8 protein-coding genes are annotated in these 14,827 nt (G+C 61.8%); 7 read left to right on the plus strand and 1 reads right to left on the minus strand.

Annotation, left to right across the window (positions count from 1 at the left end):
* The first annotated feature begins 77 nt into the window (after positions 1 to 77).
* The 5 genes from AAEZ06_RS19000 to AAEZ06_RS19020 all read left to right on the plus strand — a co-directional run bounded on the left by AAEZ06_RS19000 (position 78) and on the right by AAEZ06_RS19020 (position 10,430).
* Positions 78 to 1,412 carry an HlyD family type I secretion periplasmic adaptor subunit gene (locus AAEZ06_RS19000; RefSeq protein WP_350615619.1) on the plus strand — a complete coding sequence of 445 codons (1,335 nt, stop codon included), beginning with the start codon at positions 78 to 80 and terminating at the stop codon, positions 1,410 to 1,412.
* Between the two features lie 2 nt (positions 1,413 to 1,414).
* A complete protein-coding gene (locus AAEZ06_RS19005; protein WP_350615621.1) occupies positions 1,415 to 2,743 on the plus strand; it encodes a TolC family outer membrane protein in 1,329 nt (442 codons plus the stop codon).
* A 40-nt stretch (positions 2,744 to 2,783) separates the two neighbouring features.
* Positions 2,784 to 5,714, plus strand: coding sequence for an autotransporter serine peptidase EprS (gene eprS / locus AAEZ06_RS19010; RefSeq protein ID WP_350615623.1), 2,931 nt, complete (start codon positions 2,784 to 2,786; stop codon positions 5,712 to 5,714).
* A gap of 146 nt (positions 5,715 to 5,860) precedes the next feature.
* Positions 5,861 to 8,905: an autotransporter domain-containing protein gene (locus AAEZ06_RS19015; protein WP_502948041.1), complete on the plus strand. Its 3,045-nt coding sequence runs from the start codon at positions 5,861 to 5,863 to the stop codon at positions 8,903 to 8,905.
* Positions 8,906 to 8,999: 94 nt separating this feature from the next.
* On the plus strand, positions 9,000 to 10,430 hold the full coding sequence (locus AAEZ06_RS19020) for a polyurethane esterase (protein ID WP_350615625.1): 1,431 nt from the start codon (positions 9,000 to 9,002) through the stop codon (positions 10,428 to 10,430).
* Between the two features lie 84 nt (positions 10,431 to 10,514).
* Here AAEZ06_RS19020 and AAEZ06_RS19025 read toward each other — a convergent pair whose 3' ends face one another.
* The gene (locus AAEZ06_RS19025; RefSeq protein WP_149414199.1) at positions 10,515 to 10,739 is read right to left on the minus strand and encodes a YgdI/YgdR family lipoprotein; all 225 of its coding nucleotides are present in this window, start codon (positions 10,737 to 10,739) and stop codon (positions 10,515 to 10,517) included.
* A 188-nt stretch (positions 10,740 to 10,927) separates the two neighbouring features.
* On the opposite strand from AAEZ06_RS19025, the gene AAEZ06_RS19030 reads away from it, so the two are divergent.
* Together AAEZ06_RS19030 and AAEZ06_RS19035 are read left to right on the plus strand one after the other, a co-directional pair.
* Positions 10,928 to 12,574, plus strand: coding sequence for a VRR-NUC domain-containing protein (locus tag AAEZ06_RS19030; RefSeq protein WP_350615627.1), 1,647 nt, complete (start codon positions 10,928 to 10,930; stop codon positions 12,572 to 12,574).
* Entirely contained in the window at positions 12,571 to 14,826 is a 2,256-nt protein-coding gene (locus AAEZ06_RS19035; RefSeq protein ID WP_350615629.1) for an ATP-dependent DNA helicase, read from the plus strand. The genes AAEZ06_RS19030 and AAEZ06_RS19035 overlap by 4 nt, the downstream gene beginning before the upstream one ends.
* Position 14,827: the final 1 nt, after the last annotated feature.

Consider the following 14,827-nt stretch of genomic DNA (forward strand, 5'->3'; position numbering starts at 1 on the left):
AACGCGGCGCCCACAGGTTTTTCGCGAGCAGGTTCGCTCCTACAGTAGTTTTTTATCAAGCCAGGGAATCCAGGCGCATGAGCATCGACAACAGCACCCAAATCAACCACGACTACGAACAGACCCACCCCGAACGCGGCGCAGGGTTCTTCTCCCGCATGGGCTGGCTGTTGACAGTGGTCGGCGCCGGCGGATTTTTTCTCTGGGCCAGCCTTGCGCCTCTGGATCAGGGCATTCCGGTGCAGGGCACGGTGGTGGTCTCGGGTAAACGCAAGGCCGTACAAACCCTCAGCCCCGGTGTGGTCAGCCGGATACTGGTGCGCGAGGGCGAAGTGGTGAAACAAGGCCAACCGCTGTTTCGCCTCGACCAGACGCAAAACCAGGCCGACGTCCATTCCTTGCAAGCCCAGTACCGCATGGCCTGGGCCAGCGTCGCCCGTTGGCAGAGCGAGCGCGACAGCCTGCCTGGCATCACCTTCCCGGCCGAGCTGAGCGCCAGTCCCGATCCGGCCCTGGCCCTGGTGCTTGAAGGTCAGCGCCAACTGTTCAGCAGCCGCCGCGAAGCCTTAGCCCGTGAGCAGGCCGGCATTCGCGCCAACATCGAAGGCGCCACTGCGCAATTGAATGGCATGCGCCGTGCGCGCAGCGACCTGAGCGCCCAGGCGCAATCCCTGCGCGACCAACTGAGCAACCTGCAACCCTTGGCCGACAACGGCTACATCCCGCGCAACCGGCTGATGGAGTACCAGCGCCAACTGTCCCAGGTGCAACAGGACCTGGCGCAGAACACCGGGGAAAGCGGTCGCGTTGAACAAGGCATTCTTGAATCGCGCCTGAAATTGCAGCAGCACAGCGAGGAATACCAAAAGGAAGTCCGCAGCCAACTGGCCGACGCACAGCTGCGCAGCCTGACCCTGGAGCAACAGCTGACCTCCGCCGGTTTCGACTTGCAGCACAGCGAAATCAATGCCCCGGCCGATGGCATCGCGGTCAACCTTGGCGTGCACACCGAAGGCGCGGTGGTGCGCGCCGGTGAAACCCTGCTGGAAATCGTGCCCCAGGGCACGCGTCTGGAAGTGGAAGGGCACCTGCCGGTCAATCTGGTGGACAAGGTCGGCACGCACCTGCCGGTGGACATTCTCTTCACCGCCTTCAACCAGAGTCGCACGCCCCGAGTGCCGGGGGAGGTGAGCCTGATTTCCGCCGATCAAATGCTCGATGAAAAAACCGGCGCGCCGTATTACGTGCTGCGCACCACGGTCAGCGACGATGCCCTGGAAAAACTCCACGGCCTGGTGATCAAGCCGGGCATGCCGGCCGAGATGTTTGTGCGTACCGGTGAGCGCTCGTTGCTCAACTACCTGTTCAAGCCGCTGCTGGATCGCGCCGGCTCAGCGTTGACCGAGCAATGAGCATGAAACCAGTGTGCCTCGTCCTTTTGCTCGCGTGTAGCAGCGCCCAGGCGGCGATGGGGCCGTTTGATGTTTATGAACAGGCGCTGCGCAACGATCCAATATTCCTCGGCGCCCTCAAGGAGCGCGACGCGGGCCTGGAAAACCGCACCATCGGCCGCGCCGGGCTGTTGCCCAAGCTGTCCTACAACTACAACAAGGGCCGCAATAATTCCCAGGCCACCTTGCCCGATGGGCGTGGCGGCAATTATCACGACGACCGCAACTACAACAGCTTCGGCTCCACCTTCACCCTGCAACAACCGTTGTTCGACTACGAAGCCTATGCCAACTACCGCAAGGGCGTGGCCCAGGCGCTGTTTGCCGATGAGAGCTTTCGCGACAAGAGCCAGGCGTTGCTGGTGCGGGTGCTCAGCTATTACACCCAGGCACTGTTTGCCCAGGACCAGATCGACATCGCCCGGGCGAAGAAGAAAGCGTTTGAGCAACAGTTCGAGCAAAACCAGCACCTGTTCAAGCAGGGCGAGGGCACTCGCACCGACATTCTGGAGGCCGAATCGCGCTACGAGCTGGCCACCGCCGAAGAGATCGAGGCCCTCGATGAGCAAGACGCTTCGCTGCGCGAGCTTGGCGCGCTGACCGGCGTGCAGAGCGTCAACATCACCGACCTTGCACCGCTGAGCGAAGGCTTTGCCGCGTTTACCCTGGCCCCGGCCAATTACGACACCTGGCATGAGCTGGCGATCACCAACAACCCGACCCTGGCCTCCCAGCGCCAATCCCTGGAAGTGGCCCGTTATGAAGTGGAGCGCAACCGCGCCGGGCACTTACCTCGCGTCACCGCCTATGCCAGTTCCCGGCAGCAGGAATCCGACAGCGGCAACACCTACAACCAGCGCTATGACACCAACACCATTGGCGTCGAAATCAGCATGGCGCTGTATGCCGGTGGCGGCGTTTCAGCGTCCACCCGCCAGGCCAGCCGTGCCATGGAGCAGGCCGAGTACGAACTGGAAGGCAAGACCCGGGAAACCCTGATCGAACTGCGCCGCCAGTTCAGCGCCTGCCTGTCGGGGGTGAGCAAGCTGCGCGCCTACCAGAAGGCGCTGGTATCGGCCGAGGCGTTGGTGGTCTCGACCAAGCAAAGCATCCTCGGCGGCGAGCGGGTCAATCTCGATGCCCTCAATGCCGAGCAACAGCTCTACAGCACCCGCCGCGACCTGGCCCAGGCCCGCTACGACTACCTGATGGCCTGGACCAAATTGCATTACTACGCCGGCAACCTGCGCGATACCGACCTGGCCAAGGTGGATGAGGCATTTGGCCTTTAGTTTTTTTGTAGGGGCGGATAACAATAAAAGGAAGTTTTGCATGAGCACTAATCCACGATTCACCGCCGGCTCCTTGCTGCTGTTGACCGCGGCACTGCCGGCCACGGCCCACGCGCTGTACAGCGAAACCGGCCAACGTGGCGACCCCGCCAGCTGGCGCTCTGGCGAATACCAGAGCGACTGGGGCCTGGACCGCATGAAAGCCAATGAGGCCTACGCCGCCGGCATCAGCGGCAGCGGCGTAAAAATCGGCGCGCTGGACTCGGGCTTTGATCCCAACCACCCCGAAGCGTCGAAGGATCGCTTTCACCCGGTCACTGCCAGTGGCGTCACTGGCGCGCTCAACCCCAACAACGACTCCCATGGCACCCACGTCACCGGCACCATGGGCGCTGCCCGTGATGGCGTGGGCATGCACGGCGTGGCATACAACGCGCAAATATACGTTGGCAATACCAACGCCAACGACAGTTTCCTGTTTGGCCCGACCCCAGACCCGAAATACTTCAAGGCGGTCTACAGAGCGATGGTGGATGCCGGCGTGCGGGCGATCAACAACAGCTGGGGCAGCCAGCCCAAGGACGTCAGTTACAAGAGCCTTGGCGACCTGCATGCGGCCTACGCCCAGCACTACAACCAGAACACCTGGCTGGATGCCGCCGCCGATGTGGCCAGGGCTGGAGTGATCAACGTGTTCAGCGCCGGCAACAGCGGCTATGCCAACGCCAGCGTGCGTTCGGCCTTGCCGTACTTTCAGCCTGAACTGGAAGGTCACTGGCTGGCGGTGTCAGGCCTGGACAAGGCCAATAACCAGAAATACAACCAGTGCGGCATCGCCAAATACTGGTGTATTGCCACGCCGGGCGCGCTGATCAACAGCACCATTCCCGACGGCGGCTACGGGGTGAAGTCCGGCACGTCGATGTCGGCGCCCCATGCCACCGGCGCTCTGGCGTTGGTGATGGAGCGTTACCCGTACATGAACAACGAGCAGGCCTTGCAGGTGCTGCTGACCACCGCCACGCAACTGGATGGCTCGATCACCGATGCCCCCACCAGCAAGGTTGGCTGGGGCGTGCCGGACCTGGGCAGGGCGATGCATGGGCCGGGGCAATTGCTCGGGCCGATGGACGTGAGCCTGGTCGCCGGGCAGGGCGATGTGTGGAGCAATGCCATCTCCGACAAGGCGCTGATCCAGCGCCAAACCGAAGACAGCGTCGAGCACGCGGCCTGGCAGCAAACCTTGCAGGACAAGGGCTGGGAAAACGGCCTAAGCGCCACGGCCAGCCAGCAGGACCAGACCGACTACGCCGTCGGCACGGCCCGTGATGCTGCGGCGGCCCAACGCGTGTATGAAGGCAGCCTGGTCAAGTCCGGCGCTGGCAGCCTGGTCTTGACGGGGGATAACACCTATCGCGGTGCGACCACCGTCAACGGCGGCTTGCTGGCGGTCAACGGTTCGCTGACGTCCGCCGTCACGGTCAATGACCGAGGCACCTTCGGAGGTTCCGGCCGTATTGCTGCGTTACTGGTGAAAAACGGCGGTACCGTCGCACCGGGCAATTCGGTGGGCACCTTGCAGGTGGCGGGTGATGTTGCGCTGCAAGCCGGCTCCACCTATGCGGTGGAACTGACGCCCACCCGCAGCGACCAGATTGTTGCGGGCGGCAAAGCCGTGTTGGGCGGCGGCACCGTCACCCTGGCCCTGGAAAACAGCCCGACGCTGCTTAGCCAGAGTGAGGTCCAAAGCCTGATTGGCCGGCAATACAACATCCTCCAGGCTGTTGGCGGGATTGAGGGGCAGTTTGGTGCGGTCTTGCCCAATTACCTGTTCCTTGGCGGCACCCTCGACTACGCCGCCAATGCCGTGCAACTGAATATCGCCCGCAGCGACGCCAGCTTTGCCAGCGTCGGCGCCACCCGTAACCAGCGCTCTGTCGCGGCCGCTGCCGAACAACTGGGCGCGGGCAATCGCGTGTATGAAAGCGTACTGCGTTCGGACTCCCTGGCCTCGGCGCAACAGGCGTTCCAGCAGTTGTCAGGGGAAATCTACCCGGCGATTGGCGCGACGCTGATCAATGACAGCCGTCACCTGCGCGATGCTGTCGGCGAGCGCCTGCGCCAGGTGCCGGTCACCGGCGAAAGCAACGTCTGGGTCAAGGCCCTCGGCGCGTGGGGCAAGGCTGACAGCCGCCGCGAAACCGCCGGCTACACCCGTTCCATCGGCGGGATGTTGGCGGGTGTGGACGGTGCGCTGGATGAGGAAACCCGCCTGGGGCTGGTGGCCGGCTACAGCGACAGCTCGCTGAGCATGGGCAGCGGCACTCACTCTTCGGCATCCATCGACAGTTACCACTTTGGTGCCTATGCCGGGCATGAACTGGGTGACTGGCGCCTGAGTGCCGGCGCGGCCTACAGCTGGCATCGCGGCGACGTCAAGCGTGACTTGCAATACGGCGAAGTCAGCGGCAAGCAGAAAGCCAAGGTCGATGCCCGCAGCGTTCAGGTCTTCACCGAGGCCGCTTACCGCTTGAACCTGCAAGCCCTGGCCCTGGAGCCTTTCGCCAATCTGGCCTATGTGCATCTGGACAGTGACCGCTTCCACGAAAAAGGCGATGCCGCCGCGCTGGAGCGTGGCAGTGATCGTCGTGATGCAGTGCTGAGCACCTTGGGTCTGCGGGCCTTGAAAACCATCAACCTTAATGACCAGCAGCAACTGGACCTTTCCGGCTCGTTGGGCTGGCAGCACAGCCTGAGCGCCATTGAATCCGAAGAGCACCTGGCGTTTGTCGCCGGTGGGCCGTCGTTTGCGGTGCAGAGTTCGCCGCTGCTGCGCGATGCCGCACTGGTGGGCGTACAGGCCAGCCTGGCGTTGAGCAAAACCACGCGGGTCAACCTGGACTACAACGGCCAATTGGGTGGCCGGGAGAAAAGTCAGGGAGTTGGTTTAAGCCTGAACTGGCAGTTCTGAACTTGAGTACGCAGCCTCGCTACTGGGGGATCGAAACAGAAGTGATTCAACACGTGCAATAAAAACTAAGGAAAGTCACCGTGAAACTAAAAAACCGTGGGTTACACACCGCCATCCCAACAGGCCCGGGCTACCCGCTCAAGGCCCTGAGCTGCGTGCCATACGGCGCGCTGCTGTGTTGCCTGGCCAGCCTGGGTACCGCCCAGGCCGCACCCTACGTGGAAACCGGCAAGCTGGGGGATGCTGCCAGTTGGCGCAGCAATGAGTTCAAGGCCGACTGGGGCCTGGGCGCCGTGCATGCCGATGCGGCCTACGCTGCTGGCTACACCGGCAAGGGCGTGAAGCTGGGGATCTTCGATCAGCCGGTCTACGCCCTGCATCCAGAGTTCGCCAGCCCCGGTAAGGTGGTGACGATTGTCACCGAGGGCATTCGCCAATACACCGACCCGTATATTCCGGTGAAGGCCGGCGATACCTTTCGCTACGACGGCACGCCGTCCCTGGGCTCCAACGGTAAGCTGGGCAATCACGGCACCCACGTCGGCGGCATTGCAGCAGGTAACCGTGATGGCGGGCCAATGCACGGCGTGGCGTTTGACGCGCAAATCATTACCGCCGAAAACGGCGACCCCGGCCCCGAAGACGGCATTATCCTCGGCAACGACGGCGCGGTGTACAAGGCCGGCTGGGACGCCCTGGTGGCCGGTGGCGCGCGGATTATCAACAACAGCTGGGGCATCGGTATCGGTGATCAGTATGCCAAGGGCGGTCGCGATCCAGCGTTTCCCAATTTCACCGTCAACGAGGCCCAGGCGCAGTTCGATAACATCCGGCCGATCCTCGGAACTGTCGCTGGCGGCGCCTATCAAGGCGCCATCGACGCTGCCCGCAGCGGCGTGCTGACCATCTTCGCCGCCGGCAACGACTACAACCGCAATAACCCGGATGCCATCTCGGGCCTGGCGTACTTCGTGCCAGAGATCGCCCCCAATTGGCTGTCGGTGGCGGCCTTGCAGCAGAACCCCAACACTGCCAGCCCTGATCCGTACGTGATCAGTACCTTTTCCTCACGGTGCGGTTACGCCGCCAGCTTCTGTGTCTCGGCGCCCGGCACCAAGATCTACAGCTCGGTGATCAACGGCACCACCCTGGAAAACCTGACCACCGACTACGCCAACTTCAACGGCACGTCCATGGCCGCGCCCCATGTGGCGGGCAGTGCGGCGGTGTTGATGGAGCGTTTCCCGTACATGAGCGGCGATCAGATCTCCACGCTGCTGAAAACCACCGCCACCGACCTTGGCGCCCCCGGCATCGACTCGCTGTACGGCTGGGGCATGATCAACCTGGGCAAGGCGGTGAACGGGCCAGGGATGTTTATCACCGCCGAGGATATCCCGGCTGAGTTTCGTATCGATGGTGCTTATGGCAGCGGCCAGTTTGTCGCGGACTTGCCAGGGATTGGCGCCGTGGTGGACGCCGGCAAGCCGACCCAACGGCTGTGCACGGATGCGCATTGCGGGCTGGATGTATGGAGCAACAACATCTCGGGTCACGGCGGGTTGACCAAACAAGGCATCGGCGCGCTGGTGCTCACCGGCAGCAATACCTACAGCGGTCCGACCCTGGTCAATCAAGGCCTGCTGGCGATCAATGGCTCAGTCACCTCCGATGTCACCGTCAGCAACAGCGGCGTGCTGGGTGGTTCCGGGCGCGTCGGTTCGCTGACGGCGAAAAGCGGCGGCACTGTGGCACCGGGCAACTCCATCGGCACTTTAAACGTGGCGGGTGATGTCAGCTTCGACGCCGGTTCCACCTACGCGGTGGAACTGTCGAACACCAGCAGCGACCAGATCGTGGCCGGCGGCAAGGCCACCCTCAACGGCGGCACGGTGACCCTGGCCCTGGAAAACAGTCCGACCTTGCTCAGCCAGACCGAGGCCCAAAGCCTGATCGGTCGCCAGTACAACATCCTCCAGGCAGCGGGTGGTATCACTGGCAGCTTCGGCGCCGTGTTGCCGAACTACCTGTTTGTCGGCGGTAGCTTGAACTACGCCGCCAATGGCGTGCAACTGGATGTCGCGCGCAACGCCAACAGCTTTGCCAGTGTTGCCGCCACCGACAACCAGCGCTCAGTGGCCGCTGCCGCCGAGCAATTGGGCGCAGGGAATGGTGTCTATGAAAGCCTGCTGTTGGCGCCCAATGCCGCGTCGGCCCAAGGGGCGTTCCAGCAGTTGTCCGGGGAAATCTACCCGGCGCTGCAAACCGCGCTGATCAATGACAACCGTTACCTGCGCGAAGCGGTTGGCGAGCGTTTGCAACAAGGGGAAATGGGCGCTGCCAGCCAGACCGTCGACAGCCGTGGCAACGTCTGGGTCAAGGCCCTCGGTGCTTGGGGCAAGACCGATAGCCGCAGCGACACGGCGGGCTACACCACCTCCATCGGCGGCATGCTCGCAGGTGTCGACGGTGCGCTGGATGAGGATACACGCCTGGGCCTGGTAGCCGGTTACAGCGACACGTCGCTGAACATGGGCAGTGACACCCACTCTCGGGCGTCGGTGGACAGCTACCACCTCGGTGCCTATGCCGGTAAGGAAATCGGCGCCTGGCGCCTGAGTGGCGGGGCGACCTACAGCTGGCATCGCGCCGATGTGAAGCGTGAGCTGCAATACGGTGAAGTGGCCGGCAAACAGAAAGCCAAGGTCGATGCCCGCAGCACCCAGCTATTTACCGAAGCAGCCTACCGCTTGAACCTGCAACCACTGGCTCTGGAGCCGTTCGCGAACCTGGCTTACGTGCATCTGGATACCGACGGTTTTACCGAGAAGGGTGACGCTGCGGCGCTGAAAAGTGGTGATGACAATCGCGACCTGGTGCTGAGCACCCTGGGTGTGCGGGCGTTGAAGACATTCAACGTGACCGATCACCAGCAACTGGACGTGTCCGGCACCCTGGGCTGGCAGCACAACCTCAGCGGCACCGAGTCCGAGCAACACCTGGTGTTTGCTTCAGGCAGCACACCGTTCTCGGTGGAGAGCTCGCCGATGGTGCGGGATGCGGCGTTGGTGGGCGCGCGGGTCAGCCTGGCGTTGAGCAAGGATGCGCGGGTCAATCTTGACTACAACGGCCTGCTGGCCAGCAAGGAGAAAGTCCACGGGGTGGGGTTGAGCCTGGATTGGGCGTTCTGAATCGTTGACCGATCGTTCTCACGCCCTGCGTGGGAACGATCATCTGCGTGTGTTTCAGCTTGCTCGACAATTCCAACAAAAGAGAGGCAATACCATGGGTGTCTTTGACTATAAAAACCTCGAAGCCGTGGACTCCAAGGCGCTGTTCGCCGATGCCATGGCGATCACGCTGTACTCCTACCACAACCTGGATAACGGCTTTGCCGTGGGCTACCAGCACAATGGCTTGGGTCTGGGATTGCCGGCGACCCTGGTGGGTGCTTTGCTCGGCAGCACCAACTCCCAGGGTGTAATCCCCGGCATTCCCTGGAACCCTGATTCGGAAAAAGCCGCCCTGGACGCCGTACAAAAAGCCGGCTGGACGCCCATCAGCGCCAGTACCCTGGGCTATGGTGGCAAGGTCGACGCCCGAGGCACGTTCTTTGGCGAAAAAGCCGGCTACACCACTGCCCAAGTGGAAGTGCTGGGCAAGTACGATGACACCGGCAAATTGCTGGAAGTCGGCATTGCTTTTCGCGGCACGTCGGGGCCGCGGGAAAGCCTGGTCAGCGATTCTCTCGGCGACCTGATCAGCGATTTGCTGGCGGCCCTGGGCCCGAAGGACTACGCAAAAAACTACGTCGGCGAAGCGTTCGGCACTTTGCTCAAGGACGTCGCCAGTTACGCCAGCACCCAAGGCCTGACGGGCAAGGACGTGCTGGTCAGCGGCCATAGCCTGGGCGGCCTGGCGGTCAACAGCATGGCCGACTTGAGCACTAATAAATGGGCGGGTTTCTACAAGGAGGCCAACTACCTGGCGTTTGCTTCACCGACCCAGGGTGGTGGCGATAAAGTACTGAACATCGGCTATGAAAACGACCCGGTGTTCCGCGCTCTCGACGGTTCATCGACCAACCTGTCATCCCTGGGCGTGCATGACAAACCCCATGACTCGACCACCGACAATATCGTCAGCTTCAACGATCATTACGCCTCGACGTTGTGGAATGTCTTGCCGTTCTCCATCGTCAACCTGCCGACCTGGATTTCTCATTTGCCAACCGGCTACGGCGACGGCATGACCCGTATCCTCGACTCGACGTTCTATGACCTGATGACCCGCGACTCGACGATTATTGTCGCCAACCTGTCGGACCCGGCCCGGGCCAATACCTGGGTGCAAGACCTCAACCGCAATGCCAACCCCCATAAGGGCGATACCTTTATCATTGGCAGCGACGGCGACGATCTGATTCGGGGCGGGGCTGGCAGAGACTTCCTGGAAGGTGGCGCGGGCAACGATACCCTGCGCGACAGCAGCGGCCACAACACTTTTGCGTTCAGCGGGCACTTTGGCCAGGATCGAATTATCGGTTATCAGGCGACTGACACGTTGGTGTTCAGCGGGGTGGAGGGACCATCGGATTATCGTGAGCATGCCAAGGCAGTGGGCAGCGATACGGTGCTCAGCTTTGGGGCGGATTCGGTGACGTTGGTGGGAGTGGGGCTCAATAGCTTGTCGGCGGACGGAATCGTCATCACCTGAGTAAAGGCAGGAACCAGCCCCCTCGTAGCGGCCTCGTTCTATTCGACAGCTGCTACGAAAGGGGGTAGGCACGCCACAGCTGAATCAGTCTTCCTTGCGCACCGTCGCTACATCATCAGCCTTGACCCGCACATGTTTGCCGGCAATGTCGACGAACTCGTAGAAGCCATCGGCAGTCTTGGTTTTTGGGATGTCCTTGGTCAAGTACTGGGTACCGTTCTGCAAGGTCACGACGGTCTGCGTCGAGCAACCGGCCAATACCAGAAAAGTGAGTACAACCAGCGGCAGACCCAAGTTTTTCATGTTCATAACCCTTACCTTCATCCTTTAAAAGTCCCGTGCCAAGGGGCTGCGGGCAACAAATGTTACGCGCAACCACCCCCATCTGATCACTTTTGTGCAAAAAGTTGCGTGCGCCACTGATCTATTACTGATTGCAACGGCTGGCGGGGGGCGGCAATCTGTATGCATAACCAGTATTTGCTTAAGTGCCCGTAATGTCCAACCCCCTGGAAGACCCGTTCTACTATCTGCATAACTTGCGCCAAGTCCTCGACTGGCTTGGGCAGCGTTATGCCGATTTGCTGGACCGCGACGAACAGCATTTCATTGCGCAATTCGACAGCTTGCCGCAAGCCTCCCAGGCGCTGCTGGTGCGCATGATCATGCGTAAAGGTGTGCACTTTCGGGCGAGCAAGCTCAACTATGCCGAGATCGGCCCGGTGCACGCGGCAGTCTTGCCCCTGATAGAGCGGGGTTGGGTAGATGAGCAAAGCCTGCTGCCGTTTGAACAGGTGTTCGCGCTGTTGCAAAAAGGCGAGATTCTGGGGGCCTTCAAACCCTGGATCGATCAACCCAAGGGAAAAAAATCTGACTGGCTACCGGTGTTGTCGGCGCAGTTTGCCGAAACCCGCCGCTTCCAGCACTGGTGCCCGGAAGTGGACGACCGGCTCTACAGCCTCACCGTCATGGACCTGTGCGACCGGCTGCGGCTGATGTTCTTCGGCAACCTGTACCAGGACTGGTCGGAGTTTGTGCTGGCGGACCTGGGAATCTACACCTACGAAAAAGTCCCGTTCTGCGCCGAATCCCGTGGGCTGCGCAGCCGGGACGATGTTCACGGGTTTCTATTTCTGCACCAATGCCAGCAGGCCTTTGAAGCAGGAGAGGCCTTGGGGACTGTGCTGGAACAGATCGTCACCTTGAGCACCGACAACCCCTGGCTGGAAAAACGTCGGGCCAAGCTGTTGTTTCAAGTGGGCCAGCACTGTGAGCGAGTCGCCGAACTGGCGCTGGCCGAAACGATCTACCGCAGTTGTACCTATCCCGGTGCGCGGGCACGGTTGATCCGGGTGCTGGAGCGCCAGGAAGATTTTGCCCAGGCCATGAGCCTGGCTCAGCTCGCACAGCAGTTACCGGAAAGCGCCGCCGAACAGCAGCACCTGCTGCGAGTGTTGCCACGGCTGCGGCGCAAGCTCGGTGAGCCAGCCTTGCCCAAGCCAAGGCCACGGGAAGTCCTGCGCCTGGACCTTGAACTGCCTGCGGACCCGATGATGTCGGTAGAGCACTGCGTTCAGGCGCATTTGAGCGATGTCGCCGCACCGGTGCATTACGTCGAGAACAGCCTGATCAATTCCCTGTTTGGCCTGCTGTGCTGGCCGGCGATTTTCGCGCCGCTGCCAGGGTCGTTTTTCCACCCGTTCCAGCGTGGCCCGGTGGATTTGCACAGCGAGGACTTTCACCAGCGCCGTGCAGAATTGTTTGCCGGGTGCCTGGATGAGCTGAGCGACGGGCGCTACAAAACCACCCTGCGCCAACGCTACGCCGAAAAGTGGGGCATACAGTCACCATTCGTGTTCTGGAGCGTGCTCAGCGAAGAGTTGCTTGAACAGGCCCTCGACTGCCTACCCGCCGAGCATCTGCGTCACTGGTTCGAGCGCCTGCTGCTGGACATCCGCGCCAACCGCGCCGGCATGCCGGACCTGATCCAGTTTTGGCCCGCACAGAAAACCTACCGCATGATCGAAGTCAAAGGCCCCGGCGACCGCTTGCAGGACAACCAATTGCGCTGGTTGGAGTTCTGCGGCGAGCACCAGATGCCGGTGACGGTTTGCTACGTGCGCTGGGCGGAGCAGGGCGCTTGAGCTACACGGTTGCCGTGCGGGCGCTGTGCGAGTTCACCGCCAAGGTCGGTGACCTCGACCTGCGCTTTACCCTGTCCCCAAGTGCCCAGGAAGGTATCGTCGGCCACCGCACCGTCGCTTCGCGGCGCAGCGCCCACTACCAGAGCGAGGTGACGCTGGAGGGTGAGTACCAACAGTTGAAAGTCAGCGGCAGGGCGGACGGCTACGACCCGGACCACAATCGTTTGGAGGAAGTGAAGACCTACCGTGGCGACCTCGACGCCCAGCCGGCCAACCACCGGCAATTGCACTGGGCGCAGGTCAAGATTTACGGCTGGCTGATGTGCCAGAAGCTGGGGCTTGCGGAGATTATCCTGGCCCTGGTGTATTTCGATATTGTCGGTGAACAGGAAACGGTATTGAGCCACAGTTTCCAGGCGGCGGACCTGGAACAGTTCTTCAATCAGCAGTGCGCGCTGTTTCTTGGCTGGGCCGAGCAGGAGATGCACCAGCGCGAAGCCCGTAACACTGCCGCCCAGTCCCTGGCCTTTCCCCATGCCGACTTTCGTCCCGGCCAGCGCTCCCTGGCCGAATCGGTATACAAGGCTGTCAGCACCGGCCGCTGCCTGATGGCCCAGGCACCGACCGGCATCGGCAAGACCGTTGGCACGATCTTCCCGATGCTCAAGGCCCTGGCGCCCCAGCAGTTGGACAAGGTGTTTTTCCTCACGGCGAAAACTCCCGGCCGCAAACTGGCCCTGGATGCAGCGCAGGTGCTGTATGACGCAAACCCGAACCTGGCGCTGCGAGTGCTGGAGCTGGTGGCCAGGGACAAGGCCTGTGAACACCCGGACAAGGCCTGCCACGGCGATTCCTGCCCACTGGCCAAGGGTTTTTATGATCGCCTGCCTGGCGCCCGCGAAGCCGCCGCCAAGGTCCGTTTGCTGGACCAGCGCAACCTGCGGGATGTGGCCCTGGCCCATGAGGTATGCCCCTACTACTTGAGCCAGGAAATGGCCCGCTGGACCGATGTCGTGGTCGCCGACTACAACTACTATTTTGACTTTGGCGCGATGCTGTTCGGCCTGGCCCAGCTCAACCAGTGGCGTGTTGCCGTGCTGGTGGACGAAGCCCATAACCTGGTGGAGCGGGGCCGCTCGATGTACAGCGCTGACCTTGATCAGTACGCCCTCAAGACCCTGCGCCATACGGCCCCCGAACCGCTGAAGAAACCCTTGCAGCGCCTGAACCGCGAGTGGAACGCCCTGCACAAGGAACAGATCGCCCCGTACCAGGCCTATGGGCAAAAGCCGGACAAACTCCTGCAAGCCTTATCCCTGTGCACCAGCGCCATGGGGCAGTATTTCAACGACCACCCGCAAGCGCTCAGTGGTGAACTGCAAACCTTCTACTTCGACGCCCTGCAATTTTCCAGGGTGGCGGAGCTATTCAACGAGCATTTTATCTTCGACATCAGCAAGCGCGAACTGGCTGGCAAGCGCAGTTCATCAAGACTGTGCCTGCGCAACGTGGTGCCTGCCGAGTTTATCCGCCCACGGCTGACCGCCGCCCGTAGCAGCGTGCTGTTTTCCGCGACCCTGAACCCTCGGCATTACTACACCGACTTGCTCGGGTTGCCGGCCGATACGGCGTGGATCGACGTCGAATCACCGTTCAAGGCCGAGCAGTTGCAGGTGCGCATTGTTGATCGGATCTCCACCCGCTTTGTCCATCGCCAGGCGTCGCTGGAGCCGATCGTGGCGTTGATCGCCGAACAGTTCGCGCTGCAGCCTGGCAACTACCTGGCGTTTTTCAGCAGCTTTGATTACCTGCAACAGGTGGCGCAATTGCTGGCCGAGCGGCACCCGCATATCCCGTTGTGGCATCAATCGCGGGGCATGGCGGAGGCCGAGCGCCAGGTTTTTCTCGACCAGTTCACCCAGCACAGCCAGGGCATAGGGTTTGCCGTATTGGGGGGTGCCTTTGGTGAAGGTATCGACCTGCCGGGCACTCGCCTGATCGGGGCCTTTATCGCCACCCTTGGCCTGGCGCAATTGAACCCAGTCAACGAGCAAATGAAGCTGCGCATGGGGGCCATTTTTGGCTCCGGCTATGACTACACCTACCTGTATCCCGGTATCCAGAAGGTAGTGCAGGCGGCGGGCAGGGTGATCCGCAGCCAGCAGGACCAGGGCGTGGTGATGTTGATAGATGATCGCTTTGCCGAATCGCGTATCAGGCAGTTGTTGCCCCGTTGGTGGTCGGTGGCCTGAG

The organism is Pseudomonas sp. HY7a-MNA-CIBAN-0227, assembly GCF_040310325.1.
In the GTDB taxonomy this organism is placed as follows: domain Bacteria; phylum Pseudomonadota; class Gammaproteobacteria; order Pseudomonadales; family Pseudomonadaceae; genus Aquipseudomonas.